Below are 24,979 nucleotides of genomic sequence, written 5' to 3' on the forward strand. Positions count from 1 at the left end.
GCTTGCGCACGGTGGCGCCGCGGTTGGGCTCGATCGCCACCAGACCCTCGCCCTCGAGCTTCCGCAAAGCCTCACGCAGGGGCATCGTCGAGAAGCCCAGCTGCTTGGCCAGTTCGGCGGTCTTGAGCCGATCCCCCGGCGCGATGCGTCCCGAGAGAATATCCTCTCGGATCAGGCGCGTGGCCTGATCGACGGAGTTCTGGGCGGGATCGAGGGTCAGCGCGTCGGCGGGATCGGTGGGCATGGCGGAAGCTTCCGTCAGGGGGCCTTGCGGATCAAGGAGATATGCTCTGCCTCGATCAGCAATGTGCCGTCGGCGCGGCACAGTCGCACCGCTTCGGTGATAATTCCGGCAGGGCGCGAGCCGCTTTCGCGCTTCGCCGTAAAGTCCATTTCCACGTAGACCGTATCGCCCGCGACGATGGCATGCTTGAAACGCACGTCGTTCCAGCCAAGCGAGGCGATCGAGGTCTCCTCGTAGAGCTTCAGCTCGGTCTTCAAACCCTCCATCAATGCCAGCCCGTAAAGCCCATGCGCGATGATGCCGGGAAACCCGGCTTTCTTCGCATAGTCCGCATCGGTGTGCAGCGGATGGAAATCGCGCGTCAGGCGGCAGAAATCGGCGATGTCCGCCACCGTGATCTCGTGCGACGGCGTGGTGTAGGTCGCGCCGACCTCGACGTCCTCGTAGAACAGGTTCATGCGTAGGCCTTCTGGACTTGCCGCGCGATGATCATGCGCTGGATCTGGTTGGTGCCCTCGTAGATCTGGCTCAGGCGCACGTCGCGGAACAGGCGCTCGACGCGGAATTCACGCGAATAGCCGTTGCCGCCATGGATCTGCAGCGCGTTCGAGATGTGCCCCTGCGCCATGTCGGTGGTGAAGAGCTTGGCCTGCGCCGCCTCGAGCGCAATCGGCTGGCCGGCATCGTAGAGCTTGGCCGCATTGTGGATCAGCAGCCGCGCGGCCGAGATGTCCTTGGCCATGTCGGCGATCATGAACTGCACCGCCTGATGCTCGAAGATCGGCTTGCCGAACTGCTTGCGGTCATTGGCATAGGCGATGGCGTCTTCCATCGCCGCCTGCGCCATGCCGAGTGCCATCGACGACATCATCAGGCGCGAGAAGTTGAAGTTCTCCATCGCCATCTTGAAGGCGCCGTGTTCGGGCCCAATCAGGTTGCCCACCGGCACCCGCACGTCATCGAAGCTGACCATGCATTCGGCAAGGCCGTGCATCCCCAGCAGCTCCTCGGACTTGCCGCGCGACACGCCCGCGCGGTCGGTCTCGACGAGGATGCAGGAGATGCCGCGATGGCCGGCCTCGGGATCGGTCTTGGCGAAGACCATGATCACGTCGGCGACCTGCCCGAAGGTGACCCAGGCCTTGGTGCCCTTGATGACATACTCATCGCCCTCGCGCCGGGCGGTGGTGGTCATCGCCGCCACGTCCGAGCCGTGGTCGGGCTCGGTCACCGCGGTGGCGGGAATCACCTTGCCCTCGAGGATGCCGGGAATCAGCGCCTTGTGCTGGTCGCTGCCGTGATGATCGAGGAACAGCGCCGCCTCGACGGGAATCGCGAAGGCGTTGCCGACCGCGCCCGAGCCGCGCGCGATCTCTTCCATGACGATGCAGGCGGCCATCGCGTCGAGCCCGACGCCGCCCGCCTCCTCGCGGAGCGCGACGCCGAAAAGCCCTTGCTCGGCGAGGGCTTCGTAGATCGCGCGCGGGAAAACGTCGTCACGGTCGATGGCGGCTGCGGCGGGGGCGACCACGTCGTCGGAGAGCCGGCGGGCGGTCTCGCGGACCATGCGCTGCTCTTCGGTGTAAAACTGATCCAAAGTGATCTCCGATCTGTTGGATGTGATATTATCTGATCAACAGCTACACAGCCGGGTGCGGCGCGGTCAAGCCGAGGCCACCCCGGCATGAAACGCATCCGAGGGGGCGCGGTCGAAAAAGTAGACAATCACGTTCTTGGCGGTCACGCCGTAGGCACGGACCGCGGCCTCGGTGATCGCCCGGGCCGCTGTTTCTTTTGCATTTTGTGGGCGAGGGAACGCATGGACTTTTATGAAAACGCGGAAATTTTCGGCGTTTTCGCCATATTTTCCGGCATGTCCGTAGGAATAGTCGGGGGCCGAAAAATAATAGCAGGTGACGATTTCCGGCTTGATGTCGAAGGCCTGGCAGAGACCATCGGTTATGTCTTTCGTCGCAACCTCCCGTATTTCCTGAGTTGCGTCGCGGTCGATGATTTCGATGAAGGGCATGATGCGGCTCCTTGGCGGCAGGGGAGAAATTGGCTCGCCGGCAAGCTGACGAGTTGACTCATTATCTGATCAGATCAAACGTGAGTGCAACAGATTTGGATCGGCGCTGCCGAGATCGGAAAGGATCGGAATGACCTTCAAGGGGAGCTACACCGTCTGCGTGACGCCGTTCGACGCGGAAGGCCGCGTCGATCTTCAGGCGCTGCGGGGCTATGTCGACTGGCAGATCGAGGACGGCGTGCACGGCCTGATCCCTCTGGGCAGCACCGGCGAGTTCCTGTCGCTGACCCGCGACGAGCGCGCCGCCGTCGCCGAGACCGTCATCAGCCAAGCCGCCGGCCGCGTTCCGGTGCTGATCGGCACCGCCGCCGAGTGGACCGACGAGGCGGTCGACATCAGCCGCGAGGCGGAGGCGCTTGGCGCCGACGGCGTGATGCTGGTGCCGCCCTACTACTCCTCGCCCACCGATGAAGAGCTCACCGTGCACTTCACCCGTGTCGCCGAGGCGCTGTCGATCCCGGTGATGCTCTACAACAACCCGTTCACCGCCAACGTGGACCTGAGCGCAGCCCTCGTGGGCCGTCTCTCGGAAGTCGACAACATCTCCTACATCAAGGATACGTCGAAGAACGTGCACCGGGTGACCGAGCTGCTCGAGGCCTGCAAGGGCCGCATGACGGTGTTTGCAGGCTATTATCCCTGGGAGAGCTATCTTGCCGGCGCCGAGGGCTACAGTTCGGTGATGTCGAACATTGCGCCCGGCCTCTCGGCAAAGACCTTCGAGCGCACGGTCGACGGCTCCGGCGAGGGGCGCGACCTGTATGTAGAGAGCCTGCCGCTGATCAACGCACTGGCCGGCGACCTCTACGTTTCGGCCACCAAGGCCGCGATGACCATGATCGGCCGTCCGATGGGCGACCCGCGCCCGCCGCGCCTGCCGCTGCCCGACGCCAAGCGCGCCGAGCTGGAAACCATTCTGAAAGATCTCGGGCTGCTGGCGGAGGCCTGATCCCGGCGCAAGCGCCGGGGGACAATTTCCGCCCCATCAGAGAGAAACCCAACAGGGAAAACCACAATGAAACTCACCAACCTCGCCCTCTGCATCGCGCTCGGCGCGACTGCCGTCGCCGCTCCGGCCTTCGCGCAGGACATCACCCTCAAGGCCAGCCACAACGCAAATGCCGACGAGCCCTATGGCGTCGGCATGCGCAAGATGGCCGAGATCCTCGAAGAGAAGACCGACGGCGCGGCCACCATCGAGGTCTTTGACAACGCCACGCTCGGCGACGAGATGGAGAGCATCCAGGGCACCCAGATCGGCACTGTCGACATCGCCGTGACCGCCAACTCGACGCTGGCCAACTTCGTGCCGGACCTGTCGGTGTTCTCGCTGCCCTTCCTGTTCGACGATGCCGAGCAGATGGACCGCGCCCTGAGCGATCCCGAGGTGCTCGACGCCATCGGCGGCGCGCTCGACGCGCAGGGCTTCCACCTGCTCGCCGTGTTCTCGGCCGGCACCCGTCACATCATGACCAAGGAGCCGATCGAGTCGCTGGCCGATCTCGAGGGTCTGAAGATCCGCACCATGCAGAACCCGGCCCATGTGGACACGTTCAACGCCTTCGGCGCCAACGCCACCCCGATCGCCTATACCGAACTCTACGGTGCGCTCGAAACCGGCGTGGTCGACGGTGCCGAAGCCGCCAACACCAACTTCTTCTCGCAGAAGTTCTACGAGGTCGCGCCCGACTGGGCCGTGGTCGGCTGGCTCGAGCTGGTCGCTCCGGTGATCATGGGCAAGGCCGCCTACGAAGCGCTTCCCGACGACGTGAAGACCGCGCTCGACGAGGCGGGCCTCGAGGCCGGCAAGGCCGAGCGCGCGGCCTATCTCGCCAGCGACAACGCCCGCTTTGCAGATCTCGAAGAGGTCGGCGTCAAGATCACCCGCCCTGACACCACCGCCTTCCGCGAAGCCGCGGCTCCGGTGCAGGAAAAGTACCTCGAAACCGACGCCCAGAAAGAAATCTTCGAGCTCGTGAAATCGGTCGAGTAATCTCCCAACTCGATCCAACTCCCCCGGCCGCGCCCACCCGCGGCCGGGGTTTCTGCAAAGACCTCGCATAGAAAGCCCGCGCATGTTCGCCCTTCTCGAACGCCTCTGCCTTGCCCTGCGCTTCGTCGTCTCGGGCGTGGTGATCCTGCTCTTCAGCGTGATGATGATCTCGGTGCTGGTGCAGGTCGGGGGGCGATACGTCTTCAACTATTCCATCGCGCAGGCCTCCGAGATCGCCACGTTCAGCCAGATCTGGCTGGTCCTGCTGGGCTCCGGCGTCGCCGTCGCCAAGGGGCAGCACGTGGCCATCGACATGCTGCCCGCCAAGCTGCCGCTGCCCGCCGCTCGCGTGGCGCTGGTGGCCATCGCGCTGGTCATCGCGACCTTCCTCGCGGTTCTGGCCTATGGCAGCCTGCCGCTGCTGCGCATGGGTGAATTCCAGAGCTCGCCGGCGCTGCGCGTGCCGATGAAATACGTCTATATCTGCCTGCCCTTCGGCGCCGGCTACATGGCGCTCGAACTGCTGCTCACGGTGATCCAGCGCTGGGACAATCCCTTCCCGCCGCCCGAGCCCGATGCCGAGGAGGCTATCTGATGCTGGTGATTGCTGCCGCCTTCGTCTTCCTTCTGGCCCTTGGTGTGCCCGTGGTCTTCGTGCTTGGTGCCTCGGCGGTGCTGGCGCTGGTGACCACCACCGACGTGCCCGTCGCCATCGTCAGCCAGCGTGTCTTCGCCGGGCTCAACTCCTTCACCCTGATGGCGATCCCGTTCTTCGTCTTTGCCGGTGTCATCATGGACGCGGGCGGCATCTCGCGCCGCATCGTCGATTTCGCCTCGGCGCTGATCGGCTGGGTCGTCGGCAGCCTCTACCAGGTGAGCTGCGTCGCCGCCGCCGGGCTTGCGGCGATCTCGGGCTCCGGCTCGGCCGACACCGCGGCGATCTCTGCGATCATGCAGCCGCAGCTGCGCCGCCGTGGCTATGACGTGGATTTCGGCGCCGCACTGATCGCCTGCGCCGGCTCCATCGCGCAGGTCATCCCGCCGAGCCTGACCATGGTGATCCTCGCGGTGATCTCGAACGTCTCGATCGGGGCGCTGTTCATCGCCGGCGTGCTGCCGGGGCTCATGTGCATCGCCATGCTGATGGTCATCGCCTATTTTCAGGCCCGCAAGGGCGGTGCCGCCTACCGCGAGACCGACCCCTTCACCCTCGAGCGCCTCGGCCGCACCGGCTGGAAGGCGCTGCCCGCCGCCGGCATGCCGGTGCTGATCCTCGGCGGCATCCTGGGCGGGGTTTTCACGCCCACCGAGGCCGCCGCGATCTCGGGCTTCTACGGGCTGCTCGTCGGGCTCTTCGTTTATCGCGACCTCAAGATCTCGCGTTTGCCCGGACTGATCCTCCGCACCGCCTCGCTGTCGGCCGCCGTCATGCTGATCATCGGCACCGCCAGCGTGTTCTCCTGGCTCATCGCCAATGCCAACGTGCCGCGCATCCTCGGCGACTGGATCGCCAGCGTCTCGACCAGCACGCTGATCTTCCTGATCATCGCCAACGTCCTGTTCCTCTTCGTCGGCATGTTCCTCGAGACCATCGCGGCCATCCTAATCATCGTGCCGGTGCTGTCGCCCATCGCGGCGCAGATGGGCGTGGACCCGATCCACTTCTCGCTGCTCGTCATCCTCAACTGCGCCATCGGCACAGTGACCCCACCCTACGGCGTGTCGCTCTTCGTGTCGTCGAGCGTGGCCGGGCGCTCGGTGCTGCAGGTGTCGCGCCGGCTCGGCTGGCCGCTGGCGGGGCTCTTCGCCATGCTGCTCGCGGTGACCTTCATTCCCGACCTGTCGCTGTTCCTGCCGCGGCTCTTCGGGCTCATCGAATAATTCTTTCAAGGACAAGACCATGACCAAGCTCAAAGTCACCATCGCCGGCATCGAGTTCGATGCCCGCTTCGAGGAAGACGCCGCGCCCAAGACCGTCGCCGCGTTCCGCGCCCAAATGCCCTACACCAGCAAGGTGGTGCATGTGCGCTGGTCCGGCGAGGGCGTGTGGATCCCGCTCGGCGAGACCGATTTCGGCGTCGATTACGAGAACCACACCAGCTTTCCGGCACCGGGCCAGTTCATCCTCTATCCCGGCGGCATCTCTGAGACCGAGATCCTGCTCGCCTATGGCGGCGTGCATTTCGCCTCCAAGATGGGCCAGCTCGCGGGCAACCATTTCATCACGCTCACGTCGAACCTCGACAAGCTGAAGGAAATCGGGCCCAAGGTGCTTTGGGAGGGCGCGCAGGACATCCATTTCGAGGAAGTCTGACGACCTGAAGGACGGATCATGACGGTGACACCGATCAGCTACGGCGCAAGGCTGCGCCATCTCGCCGCCGAGCGCGGCAGCGCCGAGGCCGTGCGCTTTCTGCCGGCAAAAGGCGAGGAGCAGTCGCTGAGCTGGCAGGCGCTCGACGTCCTGACCGACCGCTTTGCCCGCGCGCTCGAGGCGCGCGGCGTGGGGCAGGGCGACGTGGTCGCCTTCGCCCTCGGCAATATCCCGGCGCATCTGGCGCTGGCCCTCGCCATCTGGCGCTGCGGCGCCACAACCATGGTGCTCGACCCCGGCATCCTGCCCGAGACCGCGCGGGCCATGAAGGCCCGCAGCGGCGCGGCGTTGATCATCGCTCAGCGCGAGGGCACCGGCGACGTGACGCTCGAGGCCTTCGAAGCCGAGGCCCATGCGCTGCCCGAGACCACGGTCGAGGACCGCATCCCGACGCCGGGCAAGATCGTGCTCTCGGGCGGCTCCACCGGCCTGCCCAAGATGATGTGCGACGAGCGCCCATTTACCCGCGTGCCCGGCTTCAGTTGGGGCCGCGTGGCGCCGCGCCTCGGTTTTCGCTGCGACCAGGTCCAGCTGGTCTGCGGGGCGATGTCGCACAACGCGCCCTTCACCTGGGCGCAGAACGGGCTCTTCGAGGGCAACCGATTGGTGCTGATGGAGCGCTTCGACGCGGTGCGCGCGCTGCAGGCCATCGACCGCTTCGAGATCGGCTTCGCCATGCTGGTGCCGACGATGATGGTGCGGATGGTCGATCATCTCGAAGAAAGCGGCGCCACGCTCTCGAGCCTGCACGCGCTCTACCACACCGGCGCGCCCTGCGCCGGCTGGCTGAAACAGGCGTGGATCGACGTGCTCGGCCCCGAGCGCGTCACCGAGATGTACGGCTCGGGCGAGAACACCGGCCAGACCACCATCACCGGCTCCGAATGGCTCGAGCATCGCGGCTCCGTGGGGCGCGGCTTCGAGACCGAGATCCGCATCTACGGCCTCGATGGCACGCTGCTGCCCGAGGGCGAGACCGGCGAGATCTTCATGCGCCCTGCAGATCTGGGCGGGCGAACCCACTACACCGGCCCCGACGCACCGCAGCCCGAGCGAGACGCCGACGGTTTCCAGAGCATCGGCGACGTCGGCTGGCTGGACGCGGACGGCTTCCTCTATCTCGGCGGGCGGCGCGACGACGTGATCAACACTGGCGGCGTGAAGGTGCACCCCGAGACCGTCGAGGCGGTGCTGCTGCAACATCCCGAGATCGGCGACGCGGTGGTGTTCGGCATTGATGACCGGGAGTGGGGCCAGCGAGTGGTGGCCTGCGTCGTGCCGAAGGGCACCTCCGGACCGGACCAGCGCGCGCTGCACGATTTCTGCACCAGCCACCTGAGCCCGCAGGAGATCCCCAAGCAGGTGAAGCTCTGCGAGACGCTGCCGCGCGACGGCTTCGGCAAGATCCGCCGCAAGGCGTTGCGACAGGACTGGCTCGCGACCCGCTGACGCCCGGTGCAGCGGGAGCTCTAGCGCGAACATAGTCCGTGGTCTTCTCGACGTCCCGGCAAGCTCGGAGCATTTGACTTGTTTCAGCGCCGCCGCGACAGGCCACGACTATAATGAACATAATTCCCATTCTCAGATTTTCGAATGTGCGCGGGGCACATTCTAAACTGCGTTGCGACAGATGCTCTATCTTGCTGGAAAGCAAGGGGAACGAGATTGGCCCACATCGAACTGAACCTGCGCGAAAGACGCCGGATTGAAGAGATGCTGAATGCCAAGGCATCAGTACGGAAAATCGCAGAGGCCATCGGCAGGCCCTGACCATGCAGCACCTCGACCTGGCGTAGCTCGCAGCGCGTGGGTCGTCGTGGCGCAGCAGATACGTATCTGTCCGACAGGGGTTCCTTCCATTCCAGAGAACACATCATACTATCAAACCGTGGGATCATACGTCTATCCTTCGACCGGCACGGCGAAATGGCGGCGCAGGCTGTTCAGCATGTGATCGGCCATGGCCTGCCGCGTCTCTTCGGTGCCAGACCCGATATGTGGCGTCATTACCACGCGCGGATTGTCGAGCAGAGCTTGCGGCACATGCGGTTCGGTCTCGAATACGTCGAGAGCGGCCCCCGCGATGCCCCCGGAGGCAAGAGTGGCGATCAACGCGGGTTCGTCGACCACTGACCCACGCGCAACATTCACGAGAAAGCCACGCCCCCCGAGCGCCTCGAGCACTTCGGCGTTGACCATATGGTGGGTGTCCCTGGTCAGCGCACAGGTCAGCACCAGCATGTCGCAGACACCCGCCATCTCGATCAGGTCGGGAAAGTAGTCGTAGGGCACCTCCTTGGGGCGTGGCCCAGTATAGGCAACAGCCGAACCGAGGCTTCGCAGCCTGCGCGCCAGCGCCTGTCCGATCGTCCCCATTCCGACGATACCGACGCGCATCCGGCCAAGGGAGCGAGCGAGCGGATAAGCCGCTTGCGCTGGCCAGTGCCCTGCGCGCATGAAACGGTCGGCCTGCACCAGGTCGCGCGTCACTGCCAGCGCCAACCCGAGAGCGGCATCGGCCACGTCCTCCGCCAGCACCGCCGATGTATTGGTCACCGTGATGCCCCGCGCCCGCGCCGCCGGCAGGTCAACATTATCGAGCCCGGCGCTGTAGCTGGCGATGATTTCGAGCGCGGGCAGCGCGTCCAGCAGTGCCTTGTCCACCCGGGTCTTGCGCAGGGCAATGCCACGGATCCGGGCGCCATGGGTCGCCAGCATTGCGGTCGCCGCGGCATGATCGGCGGGCAGGTCGACGACCGCGAAATGCGTCTTCAGCGCCGCAACCGTGGCATCGGGCAGGGTCGCGGCCTTGAGGATAAGGGGCTTCGACATTTGGAACCTCCGTGCGGCCGCAGCGGGCCGGATATCGTGTGTCAGGGCAGGATGGCCAGCCATGCGGCGGCGGTGAACATCGAAAGCGCCGTGGCAGCCAGGACCGCTGTGGCCGCAACGCGTTTTGCCACGCCGTAAATGTTGGCGAAGATGTAGGCGTTCACGCCCGGCGCCATTGCGGCAGAGATCACCAACGAGCGCATCTGAGATGCCTCGAGATCCATCCACGTTCCCATGCCCCACGAGATCGCCGGATGTATCACCAGCGACAGCGCGGTCATGCCGGCGATGGCGCGGATGTCGCCTTCGGGACGGTAGCGGTACAGGATGCCACCCAGCCCGAACAGAGCCGCTGGCAGCGCGGCGCCGGCCATCATGTTCATTGTCGCGGTGACAAGCTCGGGCACCGCGAGGCCGGTCAGTGCCCGGAACGCCTGCAATGTGAATCCAAACATGATACCCATCACCAGCGGGGTCCGCAGCACGCCCCGGAGCGCCCGCGCACCAACGCGCAGAAGCCCGGAGCCCGTACCCGAGGAGCGCACGGCCTCCATCGCGAGGATGCCTATCGTGTAGAGCAGCGGGGAATGGATCGAGATGATCGCGAAGTTGTCGGCGAGGGCAGCATCACCATAGGCACGTTGGGTGATCGGCAGGCCCAGCAGGGCGATGTTGCCAAACATGCAGCCGAAGCCAATGGTCACGCTGTCTGCGGGCGGGCGATCTAGAAGCGCCCGCGCACCGACATAGGCCAGCGCCCCGCAGATCAACGCCCCCGCGTAATAGGACAGGAGCAGCCCGGCGTCGAAGCTCCGCGACAGGTCGAGCTCGGAAATGCCGCGCGCCAGCAGCAAGGGCAAGGCCCACGTCTGAGCGAATTTGGTCAGCCCGTCGATGGCCGCGTCAGACATCATCCGCCGCCAAGCTGCGAGGTATCCGGCTCCGACGACGACGACGACGAAAACCGGAAGGATAACGGAAACGAGATCAAGCATTTCGGCGATGGTTCTGAAAAGAGAGAGATAGGCCCTGCTGAACCGGATCCCGGAAGGCCGCGGGCTCCGGTTCAGCAGGGCACGACAGGCGCGGGCCTGGTCAGCCGTGGCCGTAGACACTCCTCGCAGTCTCAGCCGAGATCAGGCCCGCCTCGAGATCTGCGGCAACCTCCTCGGAGGTCCGATCCGCCGGATCGCCAAAGCCCCCGCCTGACGGCGAGATATGGCGGAACACGTCGCCCTTGCCGAGTCTGTAGGGCTTGGTCACCAGAACGGGCAGCTCTGTGACGCTCTCTCCCTGGATCAGCAAGCTGACCGGGCCGGTCCCTTCGCCACCGCCATGAAGGCCGTGCGGGCGGAAGTCGCGCTTGTCCGAACGCAGCGACAGCAGGCCGTCCTCTTCGCCGGTGTACTCGTATTCGCGGATGAACGAGTTGCCGCCGCGATGCCGCCCGGCGCCGCCGGTGTCGGGCATTATGCCATAGCGGCGGATGCGCAGGGGGTAATTGGCTTCGATCATCTCGACCGGCACGTTGGCCTGGTTGGCGCCCATATGCGGCACACCCACCTGACCGTCATGGGCCGAACTTGCGCCCCATGTGCCCATGACAGTCTCGGTGAAGACCAAGCTGCGCCCCTCGCGATAGCCGGCGAAAGTCGGTACGGTGGACCCCCCCATGCCGTCGGCGGTGACGCGATCGGGCAGCGGCTGGGCAAGCGCGCCGAACATGGCGTCGATCACCCGGTAGCCGGTGATGCCACGTGCGCCGCAGGGGGCTGGATGCACCGAGTTGATCACCGTGCCCTTAGGCGCGGTCACCGTCACCACCCGCTCGAAGCCGTGGCAGTTGGGAATGTCCGATTGCATGATCGAGCGCAGCGCCGTGTAGACCGAGGCCTTGGTGAAGGGCAGCGGCGTGTTCACCCCACCCTCCACCTGCGGCGAGGAGCCGTCGAAATCCACCGAGATGCTCTCATCATGGATGGTCAGCGCCACCTTGATCACGATGGGTTCAGGGTGTTCGCCCAGCCCGTCCATATGGTCGGTGAAATGGTAGGTTCCGTTGGGCAGGTCGCGGATCTCGGCACGGCCCAGACGCTCGGCATAGTCGTGCAACGCCTCGGCGGCGGCCAGAACCTCGGTGACACCGAAGCGTTCCACAAGATCCGCGAAGGAGCGGCGCCCGGCGCGCGAGGCAGCCATCTGGGCGCGCAGATCGCCGTGGACCATTTCGGGCACGCGAACGTTGAGGCCGATGATCTCCCAGATCGCAGAGTTCATTTCACCCCGCTCAAACAGCTTGAGGAACGGCAGCCGCAGCCCCTCCTGATAGATCTCCGAAGCCCCGAGCGCGTTGGAGCCGGGCACAATACCGCCGACATCGGCGTGGTGCGCCAGCGTGGTTGTCCATGCGATGATCGCGTCCTCGTGGAAGATCGGCTCGACGATGTAGATGTCGGGAAGGTGCTGACCGTCGGCGGCGTAGGGATCGTTGCCGATGAAGCAGTCGCCGGGGTGGATATCCCCTTCGTAGCGGTGCATCAGGTGCTGCATCGCGTCGTAGAACGAGCCGAGGTGCATCGGCGTGGTCACACCCTGCGCAAGAGTCTGGCCCTTGGCGTCGCAGATGGCGGTGGAGTAGTCCATGCTGTCGCGAACGATCGGCGAATAGGCCGCGCGCATCAGCATCAGAGCCATCTCGTCGGCGATGGCGTCGAAGGCGTTTTTCATCACCTCGAGGCGGATCGGGTCGATGGTGCTCATTCCGCGGCTTCCTTGCTTTTGAACTGCTTGGCGGGACTTGCCACGGGCAGCGTCACGATGATGTTGCCGCGCGCATCCAGCACAGCGGTGCAATCAGGGGGCACGATCGTGGTGCCCTCGTATTCCTCGATGATTGCTGGGCCCTGCAATGGCGCGCCAAGCAGCGCGGGGCGGTCGAGGATGCGTGCCGGAACGCGGCCCCATAGCGGACCGAAATAGACCTCGCGTGTCGTTTCTGGAGCCGCCTGGCGGGCGCGGTATTCCGGCAGCGCCTCGGCGCCCTTGGGCACACGTGCCGTGGCGCGCAGGTTGACGATCTCGACCCCAGTGGCCTCCAGCCGGTAGCCGTAGGCGCGCTCGTGCGCGGCGTCGAATTCGGCGCGCATGGCAGCCGCGGCCGCTGCGTCGAACGTGCTTGCGGCGGGAAAGGGCAGCGTCAGCTCGAACGCCTGTCCGCGATAGCGCATATCCACCTCGTGGATCAGTTCAACTTCATGCGTGCTGCGGCCCAGCTCGCCAGCCACCTGCGCATCGAGCGCGCCGAAGCCCTGCGCCAGCGCCGCCGGCTCGACGCTGTCCAACGGGCGCAGCATTGCCGAAGAGGCCTGGGTCTCGATGTCCGCGAACAAGAGCCCCAACGCGGAAAGAACGCCCGCGCCCGGCGGGACGATCACGGTAGAAACGCCCAGCGAGCGGGCCAGCGATACCGAGTGGATGCCGCCGTTGCCGCCAAAGGCGATCATCGCGAAGTCGCGCGGATCGCGGCCCCGGAACGTCGTCACGGATTTCACCGCACGCATCATCACCGTGCTGACGAGCTCGTGCACGCCATGCGCCGCTTCTTCGAGAGAAATGCCCATGGGACCGGCCACCACTCGGTCGATCGCCTCGCGTGATTTTTCCGGGTCCACGGGCACCCCGCCGCCCGCGAGGGCGCTTTGGTTGAGGTAGCCGAGCACCATGTTGGCGTCAGTCACGGTGGGTTCCGTGCCGCCGGCGCCGTAGCAGGCCGGCCCAGGTGCTGCGCCGGCGCTCATCGGTCCGACCTTGAGCGCGCCGGCGCGGTCGCGCCAAACGATCGAGCCGCCGCCCGCACCGACCTCCGAGATATCGATCACCGGCAGTTTCAGCGCGTAGCCACCGCCTTGTGCCAGCTTCGACGACAGCGAGATGCCGCCGCCGACCTCGTAATCATCGGCCTTGAGCAGCTTGCCGCCTTCGATCAGCGACGCCTTGGCAGTCGTGCCGCCCATGTCGAAGGCGATGGCGTCGTCGAAACCGGCCTGAAGCATCACCGCCCGCGCACCAATCACCCCGGCGGCGGGCCCGCATTCGACGATCTGCGCCGGCTTGGCCACCACTGTGCGGCTGTCGACGATACCGCCCGCCGAGTGCATCATCTGGAACTGCGGCGGCAGACCGGCGGCGGCCAGACGGTCGCGCAGGCTGTCTAGATAGGTCTTCACCGGCGGGCCGACGAAGGAGTTGATCACGGTGGTCGAGGTGCGCTCGTATTCACGCAGCTCGGGTAGCACGTCGACCGACAGCGAAACGTATAGGTCGGGCAGATGCTCGGCCAGCAGCTCGCCGATGCGGCGCTCGTGTGCGGGGTTGGCGTAGGAGTGCAGCAGACAGACTGCAACAGCCTCGCAGCCGCTGGCACGTATCGCCTCAATGGCGGCCATGACGCTGGCCTCGTCCAGCTCGGTCAGCACCTCGCCCTGGAAATCCGTACGCTCGGTGACCTCGAAGCGCCATTTGCGTGGCGACAGCGCGGGCGGCTTTTCATAGAGCGGATCGTAGAGGCGCGGCACCCTGATGCGGCGCATCTCGAGCACGTCGCGAAAGCCCTCGGTGGTGATCAGCGCCGTCTTGGCACCCTTGCCTTCGAGGATGGCGTTGGTGGCCACGGTGCAGGCGTGCATCACCTCGCCGATGTCGGAGGGTGCCAGCCCCTCGACTTCGATCAGCTCGAGGATGCCCTCGGCCACGCCGCGCGCGTAATCGTCGGGGGTCGAGGCGACCTTGCGGGTGGCGATGGTGGTGTCGGCCCGGATCAGGGCGACATCGGTGAAGGTGCCGCCGATGTCGGCGGCAATGCGCAGAGAACCGTGTGAGGTATCGGTCATGGATCAGTTTCCCAGAAGCAGGTCGGGCAGGAAAAGCACCACGCCCGGCGCGTATGTGATGATGAAGAGAACGGCGATCAGCGGCACCAGGAACGGCAGCGACGCCCGGCACACGGATTCGAACGAGATGGCCCCGACGCGGGTGACGATGAAGAGCGCCACGCCGACCGGTGGGGTCACGATGCCGATGAGCAGGCCGTAGACCATAATCAGCCCGAAATGCACCCGGTCGATGCCGAAGTGATCGACGATGGGCATCATGATCGGGATCAGGATGATCATCGCGGGGATGTTCTCGAGGATGGTGCCGAGCGCCAGGAAGAAGATGATGACGAGGAGCAGGAACAGGTAGCGGTTCTCGGTGAAGCCGACGACGGCTTCGGCGATGGTCTGCGGCACCCTGTCATAGGTCAGCACGAAGCCCATGGCATGGCTGACCCCGATGATCATAAGGATCGAGCCGAAAAGGATGATGGTCTCGCCGAGCGCGGTCCGCAGCCGCGAGAACGCGAGGGAGCGGTAGGCGATGCCGAGGATCAGCGTGTAGGCGCAGGCGATCACGCCCGCCTCGACCGGGGTGGCGATGCCGGTGGTGACCGAGCCGATGATGATGAACGGCGCAAGGATCGCCCAGCCCGAGCGCGAGGTTTCGCGCAGGATATTGCGGGCACTTGGCATCGGGGTCACCTGCACGTCGAAACGGCCGGCGGCGAAGCGGTTGTAGAGCATCAGCACCGCGACCAGCACGAGGCCCGGCCCGATCCCGGCAAGGAACATGCGCTCGACCGAGACCTGCGCGCCGAAGGCGTAGATCAGCAGCGGTACCGATGGCCACATGGTCGGCCCGATCACCGAGCTGGCGCAGGTAAGCGCCGCCGAGAAGGCCTTGGGATAGCCGTGCTTTTCCATCTGCTTGATGACGAGGTTGCCGATGCCGGCAACGTCGGCGATGGCCGACCCGGTGACGCCGCCGAAGAGCAGCGAGCACATCACGTTGACCTGCGCGAGGCCGGCACGGAAGTGGCCTACAAGAGCGTTGGCGAGCACAAAGATGCGGTCGGTGAGGCCGATGGCCGTCATCAGGTGACCGGCGAGGATGAAGAACGGCACCGCCATCAGCGCCGGGGCGTTGATGCCCTCGAGGATGTTGAGCGGGAAGGTGTAGAGCAGGCGCAGGTTGTCGGCGAGGCCGATCTGCCAGAACCCGGCGAGGGTGCCGGCGGCCAGCGCGACCACCACGGGCACACCGAGAAAGAGCAGCACCATGAAGATGCCGAAGATCGTAAGGGCTACCATGCGGCCGCTCCTTCATCGCCGGCAGGTTCGTCACGGCTCCAGCCTGCGGGGATGCAGACCAAATCGAAGATGAAGTGGATCAGCAACATCAGCGAGGATGCGAGCATGGGAACCGAGAGCCAGTAGCGGCTGAGACCGACGATCTCCATGTTGCCGCGCTGGCGGGCGAAGATCTGAGGCGCCTCTGCCAGCAGGATGCCGGCGACGACAAGGCCGGCGATGCCGGTGAGCACGCGCGACAACAGCCGCCCGCGTCGTCCGAACCGGTCGATCAGGATCATCAGTTCGATGTCGAGCCGCCGGCGGTACATGACGTAAAAAGCCAGGAACACTGACCAGACCATCATCACGCCGGTCCAGGGCGACACCCAGAGCAGACTGTCAGCGCCGGCGTTGCGCAGAAGGATGTTGGCGAAGTTGAACGCCAGCATCAGCACCAGTAGGAGCATGGCACCGCCCTGAAACACGGTGGCGGCGCCGTCGAGTATGGCGTCGACGGTGCGGACCCACTTGGGCGCACCCGGCAGGCCGCCCGGCGCGGTCGCTGGGGCGGCATCGCCCCCGGCGGCGCTGGGGTGCGCACCGGGGGCTTTGTCGTTGGTCAGTTTGGCTGCCATGATGCGCCGTCAGCCTTCGCTCGGGATAGCGGCTTCGAGCAGGCCCTCGGGCAGCTCGCCGGCGGCGTCGCGCTCGCGGTACCAGTCGGCCATCGTCTCGAACAGCGGCTCTAGCGGCATGTCGGTGAAGGTCACACCCCGCTCTTCAAGTAGGGCCTGCATGCCGGCGGCGTTTTCGGCCATCAGCTCTGCCGAGTAGGCACCGGCTTCCTCGTGAGCGGTCAGCAGCGCCTGCTGGTCCTTCTCGGGGAGCGCGTCGAATGCGGCGGCATTCATCATGAACGGCAGGCCCTGCCAGAACTCGTTGGTCCGGGTGATGTAGGGCGCCTGCTCGTAGAACTTCATCGCCTCGACCAGCGCGGCGGGCGAGGTTGCCGCATTCACGACACCAGATTGCAGCGCTTGATAGGTTTCGGTCCATGCCAGCATCTGCAGATCGGCGCCAAGGTGCTGCCACACGTCGATGGCCAGCTCGTCGGGGTACATGCGCAGCTCGACGTTCGAGATGTCCTCGTAGCTCTCGACCGGCTCCTTGGAGATCAGCACGCGGTACGGCCCGCGGACCATCGCCATGGGCTCGCCAAGAGCGCGCACGCCGGCGACCTCTTCGGCGGTCTCGAACCAGCCCTGCACGAGATCGGAACGGGTGAACTCGACCCAGTCCTCGCGGCTCTGGAACAGGAAGTGCGGGGCAACCCACTTGATCTCGGGCACCCATTTCTGGAGAAAGAAAGAGTCCTCGACATAGATGTTCACAGTGCCCAGCTCGAGCTGTTCGAGGATGGAATCTTCACGGCCCAGCTGTTCGTTGGGATAGACGTCGACGGTCAGGTCACCGCCCGAAAGTTCGGCGACGCGCTCGGCGAAAAAATCGTAGATGATACCCTCGGGGCTGTCAGAGGGCTGCTTGGTCGCCATGCGCCATGTTTCGGCCGACGCCATGGTTGCGCCCAGGCCGAAGCAAAGCGTGGCCGCCACGAGACTGCGACCGAGGGTGGGAAAATGAAGATTGGTCATCCTGTTGTCTTTCCTTTTTTGAGAAGCATCCCGGCTTGCCAGGAAGGGGGAGTGGGACCGGTTGATCCGGTCTCCGGGGTATGTGAGCGTTCTGCTACGGGCTAAGGGTCAGACACCCGCGCCCCAGCCGCCGCCGCCGGGGGTTTCCAGCGTCACGGCTTCCTTGTCCTTCAGGGTGAGCGAACCCTTGGCGGGCCGGTCCTGCCGATTGCCGTCGGCGTCGGTGGACCAATTGATGCCGCGCATGCCATCGGCGCCGCCGTGAAGGCCATAGGGCGCAAAGGCGCGCCGGTCGGTCTGAAGCGAGACGCGGGCATCGTGACCGATCACCTGGATCGACCGGATCAACCCGTCGCCCCCGGGGTTCTCGCCGGCGCCGCCCGAGCCGTCGCGCAGCTCGTAGCGGACGCAGCGCAGAGGGTAACTGATCTCGAGGCTCTCGATCGGCGTGTTGAGAGTGTTGGACATGTTGGCGTGGACGCCAGACATCCCCGGCCCCATGGGACGCCCGCCCTGACCGCCGCCCGAGGTCTCGATATAGGTATAGGGGCGACCATTGCGCGGGTCGATGCCACCGATTCCGATAAGGTTCATCGTGCCGTTGGACGCGGCGGCGATACGATCCGGCGCGATCTGGGCAAAGCCGCGCAGCACGGTGTCGGCAAGGCGTTGGGTCGTCTCGGTGTTGCCGGCGCAGACGGCTGCAGGCTTCTGCGCATCCAGAAAGCACCCCTTGGGGATATGCACCTCGACCGGGCGCAGCACGCCGGCATTGGGCGGCAGGCTGGCATCGGTCAGCAGCTTGAGCGAGTAGAAGATCGACGACCAGCACATCGGCGCCACGGCGTTGACGTTGCCCGCAACCTGCGGCGACGTGCCGGTGAAGTCGAAGGAGATCTTTTCCTCGTCGATGGTGATCCTGAGACGGATCCACACCGGATCGTCCGAGGATCCATCGTTGTCGAGGCAATCCTCGCAGGTCCAGCTGCCGCGCGGCAGTTCGGCCATGCGGGCGCGCATGCGACGCTCGGTGTAGTCGAGGATGGCCGCAAGGCCGGCTTCCAGCACATCGGCACCGAAGCGGTCGGCGACCTCTTCCATACGCCGCGCGCCAACCCGCAGGGCGGACAGCTGGGCGTTGAGATCGCCGCGCCTCTCCGCGGAGGTACGCACGTTGGCGAGGGTCATCGACATGATGTCCTCCTGCAGCACACCAGCGCGGTATAGTTTTACCGGCGGAATGATGATGCCTTCCTGGAAGATTTCGATGGAGCGCCCGGGCATGGAGCCGGGTTCCATACCGCCTACGTCGGAGTGGTGCGCGCGGCTGGCGACATAGGCGATGCGGCGGCTGTCGATGAAGACCGGTGCAATCAATGTTATGTCGGGCAGGTGCGCCCCGGCCACGAAGGGGTCGTTGACGATGACCACGTCGCCCTCGTCCAGCTCGCCGGTGCGCTCCAGTGTCGGCTTCACAGCGCGCAGCATCGAGCCGAGGTGCACCGGCACATGCTCGGCCTGTGCCACCAGCTCGGCATCGGCGGTAAAGATGGCGCAGGAGGCGTCCATGCGCTCTTTGATGTTGGGCGAGAACGCCGTGTGCTTGAGCACCGAGCCCATTTCCTGCGCGGTCGCTTCGAGCGCGTTGCGCAGAACCTCAAGGCGGATCGGGTCAAAATCAGTCATTGTGCGACCTCCACGACGAGAGAGCCCGACGCCAGCACGGTGGCACGGTCTCCGGGATAGAGAATGAGGGTGGCCGAGACTTCTTCGATGGCGGCAGGGCCTTCGATGACATTGTCCGCGAGCAGCGCATCGCGTGCCCAGACTCCGGCCTCGTACCAGTCTCCCGGCGTCGCGCCATCGGCGGTCTCGTAATAGATCTTGCGGCGGCTGATCAACGCGCCCTCAGGCGGGGTTTCGGTGCCGCGCGCCAGTTCCGGCAGCACCGGCTTTTCGATATGACCGATGCCGGTGACGTTGACCCCCACCACCTCGAGCGGGGCGCTCGGGTCGGCATGGCCGAAGCGCGCCTCATGCGCGGCATTGAAGGCGGCGGGCAAGACGTCCCACCAACCGGGCTTCGTGGTGTCGACCGGGATCGGCAGGGCGAAGCTCTGGCCATCATAGCGCAGGTCCAGCTTGACCTCGTATGAACGCTGCGCCTCAGGAACGTCATCGGCTTCGAGCCGTTCACGCGCCGTGGCCTTCAGCTTTTCGATATGAGCCAGTGCGCCGTCCGCGCCGAGATCGTCGAAAAGTGCGATGTGCGTCTCGACGAAGTCGTGGCGCAGGTCAGAGATCAATTGCCCCATTGCGCAAAGGATGCCGGGGGTGGGCGGAACCATGACGCGCGGGATGCGCAGGTCGGCCGCTACCGGGCTGCCGTGCATCGGGCCTGCGCCGCCGAAAGGCACCAGAGCAAAGTCGCGCGGGTCGTAACCACGCTCGACGGAGACAACGCGGATGCCGCGCACGATGTTGGCATGGGCGACACGCAGAATTCCCGCGGCGGCCTCTTCCAACGTCAGCCCCAGCGGCTTTGCGATATCTCGCTCGATAACGCGGGCGGCACCGCTCACGTCCATCTCCATGGTACCGCCAAGGCGCGAGCTGCCGTCAAATCGGCCGAGTACGATGTTCGCGTCGGTCACGGTGGCCCGGTCACCGCCGTGCCCGTAGCAGACGGGACCAGGACGGGCCTCGGCGCTCATCGGGCCGACACGCAGGGCGCCACCTTCGTCGATCCAGGCGATGGAGCCACCGCCGGCGCCGATTGCGTTGATGTCGATGACAGGCAGCTGAATCGGCACGGTCTCGAGCGAGGCCCCGCGGGTGATCTCGGGCCGGCCACAGCGAATTAGACTGATGTCGGTGGAGGTGCCGCCAATGTCCATGGTGATGATGTCGTCAATCCCGGCCAGCGACGAAACATGCGCTGCCGCGACCACACCGCCCGCCGGCCCCGAAAGCACCGTGTGCACCGGCTTTTCGCGGGCACTGTCCAGGCTCATCAGCCCGCCGGCCGCATCCATGACCATCACCGGGCGATCGGCAGCCAGCGCAAGGCCGCGCTCTCCATCCATCAGGATCTCGGACAGGGTGCTGAGGTAAGTGTCCATCACCGGGCGCAGGTAGGCGTTCAGCACGGTGGTGCTGGCGCGCTCGTACTCGCGAAACTCGGAGTTCACGTCGGTGGAGGCGCAGACCGCGACGCCGGGCATCTCTTCTTCGAGGATCGCGCGGGCACGACGTTCATGCGCCGGGTTGGCGTAGGAATGCAGGAAAAGCACGGCAACGGATTCAACGCCGGCGGACTTCATTTCGGCGGCGACGGCGCGGACATCGGCCTCGCTCAGGGGGACGATCTCGGCGCCGGTCTGGTCCATGCGGCCGTCGGCGGTGAAGCAAAGCTCCCGTGGAACAAGGGGTTCGGGCCGCGTGACTTCGATGTCGAACAAGGTGGGACGATTCTGCCGCCCGATCTGAAGGATGTCGCGGAAACCCTTGTTTGTCAGAAAGGCGGTGCGGGCGCCGTTGCGCTGGATCACCGCGTTGGTGGCGGTTGTCATGCCATGACCAAGATAGGACACGTCGCGCCCGGTTGCCCCCTGCTGCGACAGGGCCGTCTTCAGCCCCTGCGCCGTGCCGAGGGCACGGTTTGCGGGGGTCGTCGGAACCTTTGAGACGCTGATGCGGCGGGTCTGCGAATCGTAGGCGATGCTATCGGTGAAGGTTCCGCCCACGTCCGAAGCGACGCGGAATCTGGTATCTGTAGGCAAAGTCCATATTCCTGTAACGATAACGTTGCAGTTAGAAATCGACAGACCGCTGCGGATCGTCAACTTGCGTCATGTCCAAGAGGGCATTAATTTCGAGGCTCGGCCTTCATTGTGCAAAAAACGGACAGTCCCCATGAAAAAGACAGGTGCCGAGGCACGAGAAACCGGCCAGGCACAGGGGCCGAAGCCGAACCTGAACGAGCTACGCAGCCAGGAGACGCGTCAGAGAATCCTCGCTGCGGCACATGCTCAATTCGTTGCGAACGGATTGGAGGGCACGCGGATGGAGGCGATCGCCCTGAGCGCGGGCGTGAACAAATCCCTAGTTTATCGCCACTTCGGCAATCGCGAGACGCTCTACTGCACGGTGCTTGACCGTGCCTACGCTCAGATCCGCGCCGGTGAAAGCGCACTGGAGCTTCCCGATGACCCACAGGAGGCGCTTGCGCGCGTGGTCGACTACACCTTCGACTACTATATCGCCAATCCGGACTTCCTGGTGCTCGTCGGCATCGAGAACCTCAACAAGGGCGAATTCCTGAGACGCGTCGACAAGGCTGGGCTGAACGTCGACAACCTCAAGGGCATATATAGCAAGGTGCTGGACATGGGCATGGAGCAGGGCGTGTTTCGCCGAGGTGTCGACCCAGTTGACCTCTATTTCGTGGCCTCTTCGCTGTGCTGGTATACGGTCGCAACGCAGTACACCTTCGGTATCACATTCGAAACCGACGTGCTTTCGAAGGAAAATCTCGCCAGCCGGCGCCGGATCATCCACACGGCCGTGCGGGGTTTTCTGACCGAACCACAGCCCGAAGGGCCGGGATGACCGGCGACGCTCTGACCCCGCGACACCGACGCACCTTTGGAGGGCTGCGCTTGGCGCGGGGCTTGTTGCAAATGCGCTGCTCCCCATCTTTGGACCGCCGAAAGCTGGATTTTTCCGGCTGTTTGGTCTATCGGAACGATGCTCTTCGGCGCTGGCGGCATTACCCTGTCCTGACGTCGCGAAGGTTCTGGCAAGGAAGCCGCAGGAGCGGGCAAAGAGCAAATAGCCGGAGGTTATGCCTCGCATAACCTCCGGATTGGAAGGCCGATCAGACCGCCGCGGTGACGATGAACTCCACCTTGTAGTCGGGCGTGGCCAGCTTGGCTTCGCCACAGGCGCGCGCCGCGGGGTTGGCGGGATCGACCCAGGCATCGTAGACCGCGTTCATGTCCTGAAAATCGGCCATGTCTGCCAGCCAGATGATGACCTGCAGCAGCTTGGACTTGTTCGTGCCGGCCTCTTCCAGAAGCGCATCGATCGCGTCGAGGCAATCGCGGGTCTGGCTGGCCACGTCCGCGCCGGGCGTGCCGACCTGACCGGCCAGATAGACAGTGCCATTGTGGATGACGGCCTGGCTCATGCGGGGGCCGGGGTGAAGGCGTGTGATGCTCATGTGACTTTCTTTCTGATGAAAACTTCGGCAATCTTATCCCCGCACAAGAGGTCCGCACAGATGCTGGGCATAGAACCAGCCAATCTCTATGATAGCTCCTTGCTATTTTCGGACTGAAACACGCACAGGTACCTCCCATATCACCCGACGACACCGGAACCGCCAGCATGGACAGCATCAGTCAAGCCGACCTGAACTGGAACCTTCTGCGCGTGTTTTACATGATCTCCGAGGAGCGGAGCATCACGAAGGCCGCGCGGCGGCTCGGCCTCAGCCAACCCTCTGTCAGCAATGCCCTGCAGAAGCTCGAGGCCCAGCTCGATTGCCAACTGGTCTTCAGAGACAGCCGCCATTTCGAGCTGACAACGCGCGGCGACAAGATTTTCCAGGAATGCCGCGATATCTTTCACAGCGCCGAGCGGATTTCACTCCTGGTACGCGACGCCGAGACCGAGGAGCGCGGGCAGGTCCGCTACCAGATCATCTCGAACCTGGTGTCGCCGCTGATCGACGAGGCAATGCGTCTTTTTCACCACCGTCACCCATCGGTGATCTTCAAAAGCGAAGTGCAAAACAGCCAGGCCATTGTTCGCATGATCCAGCAGGGCCACGTGCAGTTGGGTTTCTGCCTGCTGGCCAGGCCGCTGGTCAACCTGCCGTCGATCCGTCTTTTCCGCGAGGAATTCCGAGTGTTTTGCGGCGCTGAGCATCCGCTGTTCGGGAAGGAAACGGTGGAATTGCGCGACCTTCGGCAAGAGCCGTTCATTTCCTTCGCCTGCGCCACCGAGGGCATGGGGCTGGAGCCGATGTCGGTCCTGCGCGAAGGGACACGGCTCGGCAATCGGATCAACGGGCTGAGCACCAACACCGAGGAGGTACGGCGGATGATCGTCAACGGGATGGGCATCGGTATCCTGCCCCTGGCCGTCGCCCAGGACGACATCCGACGCGGCGAGCTCTGGCCGCTGAAGATCACCGACGAGCCGATCGGGGCGGATGTCTACCTGGTCCATGCCGCGGCCGAGAAACTGTCCGCGTCAGAGCGGAAATTCGTTCAGACGATCGAAGAGCTGCTGGCGCTCTACCCCGATATGGTCTGAGCGACGGCAAGCTTTGCCGCCGCCAGATCCCGAAGCGCCATTCCGCCGGATCCATAGACCCTGAGCGCTAGGTCATCGGTCAGCCCGCTTGACGACCGCGTGCAGGAGGATGTTGAGTCCGGCCACGAAGTTCTCGGGCGTGCAGTTTTCCTCGTTGTTGTGAGTGATGCCGTTCTCGCAGGGCGTGAAGATCATCGCCGTCGGGCAATGGGTGGCAAGGAAATAGGCGTCGTGGCCCGCCTGACTTTCGATGTCGCGCCAGTTGAACTCCATGCGGATCGCTTCATCCCGGATGCGGCGTTGTTGCGCAAATCTAGGGGATTCATCTCGTGAATCCAGCATGCTAGCCGGGCAGCATGAGCAGACCTCCGAAGCCGACCTACAAGACCACCAACTGGCGCAGCTACAATCAGGCGCTGAGGCGGCGCGGATCGCTGACCGTCTGGTTCGATCCCTTGATGCAATGGAAAGCGGCGCCGTCCGGGCGGCGCGGTCGCCAGCAAACCTATAGCGACGCCGCAATCCAGGCCTGTCTCACCCTCAAGGTCCTCCTCGGGCTGCCGCTCCGCCAGACGACGGGGTTCGTGGCGAGCCTGCTGGAACTGTCCGGGCTGGGGTGGTCCGTTCCTGACTTCAGCACGCTGTCACGTCGTCAGAAGACCTTGGACGTCAGCATCCCGTATCGCGGCTCCAAGGGGGCGCTTCACCTGCTAGTAGACAGCACCGGCATCAAGGTGGAGGGCGAAGGCGAGTGGCACACGCGCAAGCATGGCGGCTCGAAACGGCGTGTGTGGCGCAAGATCCACCTCGGGATCGACGAGCAAACATTGGAGATCCGGGCCATCGAGGTCACGTCCAGCAATGTCGGCGATGCGCCGATGCTGCCAGATCTGCTCGCCCAGATTCCGGCGGAGGAGGAGATCGCCACGGTGACGGCCGACGGCGCCTACGACACGCGCGCCTGCCACGATGCCATCGCCGCCCGTGACGCGGCAGCGGTCATTCCGCCGAGGCGGACCGCGAGGCCATGGGAGCCGGACACTGCCGGAGCCCGGGCGCGCAACGAAATCCTGCGGGCGTCAAAGCACCTGGGCAGGGCGCTCTGGCGGAATTGGAGCGGGTACCACCGCCGCAGCCGGGTCGAAACGAAAATGAACTGCGTGAAGCAGCTCGGCCAGCGGCTGATGTCACGGGACTTCGACCGCCAAGTGGCAGAGGTCCAGATCCGCGCGGCGGTCATGAACCGCTTCACGGCTCTCGGCATCCCGATGACCGTGGCCGCAGGATAGGTGTGTCTGGGGAAA

25 protein-coding genes are annotated in these 24,979 nt (G+C 64.9%); 10 read left to right on the top strand and 15 right to left on the bottom strand.

The features are described from left to right. The 4 genes from R2601_RS24830 to R2601_RS24845 all read right to left on the bottom strand — a co-directional run. Positions 1 to 244, bottom strand: a 244-nt coding sequence (locus R2601_RS24830; RefSeq protein ID WP_007804031.1) for a GntR family transcriptional regulator, incomplete at its 3' end; no start/stop codon positions are given. Positions 245 to 258: 14 nt separating this feature from the next. Next, positions 259 to 702, bottom strand: coding sequence for a MaoC family dehydratase (locus tag R2601_RS24835; protein ID WP_007804032.1), 444 nt, complete (start codon positions 700 to 702; stop codon positions 259 to 261). Further along, the gene (locus R2601_RS24840; RefSeq protein WP_007804034.1) at positions 699 to 1,841 is read right to left on the bottom strand and encodes an acyl-CoA dehydrogenase family protein; all 1,143 of its coding nucleotides are present in this window, start codon (positions 1,839 to 1,841) and stop codon (positions 699 to 701) included. Before R2601_RS24840 ends, R2601_RS24835 begins: the two co-directional genes overlap by 4 nt. Before the next feature lie 66 nt (positions 1,842 to 1,907). Continuing rightward, positions 1,908 to 2,273 (bottom strand): tautomerase family protein, encoded by a 366-nt coding sequence (locus R2601_RS24845; RefSeq protein ID WP_007804036.1) that lies wholly within the window; start codon positions 2,271 to 2,273, stop codon positions 1,908 to 1,910. Between the two features lie 130 nt (positions 2,274 to 2,403). On the opposite strand from R2601_RS24845, the gene R2601_RS24850 reads away from it, so the two are divergent. From R2601_RS24850 to R2601_RS27640, 7 genes are all read left to right on the top strand, one after another. Beyond that, positions 2,404 to 3,282 (top strand): dihydrodipicolinate synthase family protein, encoded by an 879-nt coding sequence (locus R2601_RS24850; protein ID WP_007804038.1) that lies wholly within the window; start codon positions 2,404 to 2,406, stop codon positions 3,280 to 3,282. Between the two features lie 66 nt (positions 3,283 to 3,348). Next, positions 3,349 to 4,326 carry a TRAP transporter substrate-binding protein gene (locus tag R2601_RS24855; RefSeq protein ID WP_007804040.1) on the top strand — a complete coding sequence of 326 codons (978 nt, stop codon included), beginning with the start codon at positions 3,349 to 3,351 and terminating at the stop codon, positions 4,324 to 4,326. An 82-nt stretch (positions 4,327 to 4,408) separates the two neighbouring features. Next, positions 4,409 to 4,921 carry a TRAP transporter small permease gene (locus R2601_RS24860; protein ID WP_007804041.1) on the top strand — a complete coding sequence of 171 codons (513 nt, stop codon included), beginning with the start codon at positions 4,409 to 4,411 and terminating at the stop codon, positions 4,919 to 4,921. Beyond that, positions 4,921 to 6,207 carry a TRAP transporter large permease gene (locus tag R2601_RS24865; RefSeq protein WP_007804043.1) on the top strand — a complete coding sequence of 429 codons (1,287 nt, stop codon included), beginning with the start codon at positions 4,921 to 4,923 and terminating at the stop codon, positions 6,205 to 6,207. The genes R2601_RS24860 and R2601_RS24865 overlap by 1 nt, the downstream gene beginning before the upstream one ends. A 19-nt stretch (positions 6,208 to 6,226) precedes the next feature. Beyond that, the gene (locus R2601_RS24870; RefSeq protein WP_007804045.1) at positions 6,227 to 6,640 is read left to right on the top strand and encodes a DUF3830 family protein; all 414 of its coding nucleotides are present in this window, start codon (positions 6,227 to 6,229) and stop codon (positions 6,638 to 6,640) included. Between the two features lie 18 nt (positions 6,641 to 6,658). Then, positions 6,659 to 8,149, top strand: coding sequence for an acyl-CoA ligase (locus tag R2601_RS24875; protein WP_007804047.1), 1,491 nt, complete (start codon positions 6,659 to 6,661; stop codon positions 8,147 to 8,149). Between the two features lie 144 nt (positions 8,150 to 8,293). Continuing rightward, positions 8,294 to 8,470: a helix-turn-helix domain-containing protein gene (locus tag R2601_RS27640; protein WP_083794032.1), complete on the top strand. Its 177-nt coding sequence runs from the start codon at positions 8,294 to 8,296 to the stop codon at positions 8,468 to 8,470. A 132-nt stretch (positions 8,471 to 8,602) separates the two neighbouring features. On the opposite strand, the gene R2601_RS24880 is transcribed toward R2601_RS27640, so the two are convergent. The 9 genes from R2601_RS24880 to R2601_RS24920 all read right to left on the bottom strand — a co-directional run bounded on the left by R2601_RS24880 (position 8,603) and on the right by R2601_RS24920 (position 21,133). After that, complete coding sequence (locus R2601_RS24880) at positions 8,603 to 9,532, bottom strand: 2-hydroxyacid dehydrogenase (protein ID WP_007804049.1); 930 nt, start codon at positions 9,530 to 9,532, stop codon at positions 8,603 to 8,605. Positions 9,533 to 9,573: 41 nt separating this feature from the next. Beyond that, a complete protein-coding gene (locus R2601_RS24885; protein WP_007804051.1) occupies positions 9,574 to 10,527 on the bottom strand; it encodes an AEC family transporter in 954 nt (317 codons plus the stop codon). Between the two features lie 100 nt (positions 10,528 to 10,627). After that, positions 10,628 to 12,292, bottom strand: a complete 1,665-nt coding sequence (locus R2601_RS24890) for a hydantoinase B/oxoprolinase family protein (RefSeq protein WP_007804053.1) — start codon at positions 12,290 to 12,292, stop codon at positions 10,628 to 10,630. Next, positions 12,289 to 14,421 carry a hydantoinase/oxoprolinase family protein gene (locus R2601_RS24895; RefSeq protein WP_007804055.1) on the bottom strand — a complete coding sequence of 711 codons (2,133 nt, stop codon included), beginning with the start codon at positions 14,419 to 14,421 and terminating at the stop codon, positions 12,289 to 12,291. Before R2601_RS24895 ends, R2601_RS24890 begins: the two co-directional genes overlap by 4 nt. A gap of 3 nt (positions 14,422 to 14,424) precedes the next feature. After that, entirely contained in the window at positions 14,425 to 15,717 is a 1,293-nt protein-coding gene (locus R2601_RS24900) for a TRAP transporter large permease (protein WP_007804057.1), read from the bottom strand. Beyond that, the gene (locus R2601_RS24905; protein WP_007804059.1) at positions 15,711 to 16,334 is read right to left on the bottom strand and encodes a TRAP transporter small permease; all 624 of its coding nucleotides are present in this window, start codon (positions 16,332 to 16,334) and stop codon (positions 15,711 to 15,713) included. The genes R2601_RS24900 and R2601_RS24905 overlap by 7 nt, the downstream gene beginning before the upstream one ends. 9 nt (positions 16,335 to 16,343) lie before the next feature. Beyond that, positions 16,344 to 17,351 carry a TRAP transporter substrate-binding protein gene (locus tag R2601_RS24910; RefSeq protein WP_007804061.1) on the bottom strand — a complete coding sequence of 336 codons (1,008 nt, stop codon included), beginning with the start codon at positions 17,349 to 17,351 and terminating at the stop codon, positions 16,344 to 16,346. 108 nt (positions 17,352 to 17,459) lie between these two features. Continuing rightward, entirely contained in the window at positions 17,460 to 19,037 is a 1,578-nt protein-coding gene (locus R2601_RS24915; protein ID WP_007804064.1) for a hydantoinase B/oxoprolinase family protein, read from the bottom strand. Continuing rightward, complete coding sequence (locus R2601_RS24920) at positions 19,034 to 21,133, bottom strand: hydantoinase/oxoprolinase family protein (protein ID WP_040546117.1); 2,100 nt, start codon at positions 21,131 to 21,133, stop codon at positions 19,034 to 19,036. Before R2601_RS24920 ends, R2601_RS24915 begins: the two co-directional genes overlap by 4 nt. A gap of 133 nt (positions 21,134 to 21,266) precedes the next feature. Between R2601_RS24920 and R2601_RS24925 the strand changes: the two genes are divergently transcribed. Beyond that, a complete protein-coding gene (locus R2601_RS24925) occupies positions 21,267 to 21,962 on the top strand; it encodes a TetR family transcriptional regulator (RefSeq protein WP_083794033.1) in 696 nt (231 codons plus the stop codon). Positions 21,963 to 22,230: 268 nt separating this feature from the next. On the opposite strand, the gene R2601_RS24930 is transcribed toward R2601_RS24925, so the two are convergent. Next, positions 22,231 to 22,575, bottom strand: coding sequence for a RidA family protein (locus tag R2601_RS24930; protein WP_007804071.1), 345 nt, complete (start codon positions 22,573 to 22,575; stop codon positions 22,231 to 22,233). Between the two features lie 167 nt (positions 22,576 to 22,742). On the opposite strand from R2601_RS24930, the gene R2601_RS24935 reads away from it, so the two are divergent. Continuing rightward, positions 22,743 to 23,675 (top strand): LysR family transcriptional regulator, encoded by a 933-nt coding sequence (locus tag R2601_RS24935; protein ID WP_007804073.1) that lies wholly within the window; start codon positions 22,743 to 22,745, stop codon positions 23,673 to 23,675. Between the two features lie 72 nt (positions 23,676 to 23,747). Here R2601_RS24935 and R2601_RS24940 read toward each other — a convergent pair whose 3' ends face one another. Beyond that, a complete protein-coding gene (locus tag R2601_RS24940) occupies positions 23,748 to 23,948 on the bottom strand; it encodes a M20/M25/M40 family metallo-hydrolase (protein ID WP_007804075.1) in 201 nt (66 codons plus the stop codon). A gap of 83 nt (positions 23,949 to 24,031) precedes the next feature. Here R2601_RS24940 and R2601_RS24945 point away from each other — a divergent pair, with 83 nt between their 5' ends. Further along, complete coding sequence (locus tag R2601_RS24945) at positions 24,032 to 24,964, top strand: IS5-like element ISRssp5 family transposase (RefSeq protein WP_007791754.1); 933 nt, start codon at positions 24,032 to 24,034, stop codon at positions 24,962 to 24,964. The last annotated feature ends 15 nt before the right edge of the window (positions 24,965 to 24,979 follow it).

It is taken from the genome of Salipiger bermudensis HTCC2601 (assembly GCF_000153725.1).
GTDB lineage: Bacteria > Pseudomonadota > Alphaproteobacteria > Rhodobacterales > Rhodobacteraceae > Salipiger > Salipiger bermudensis.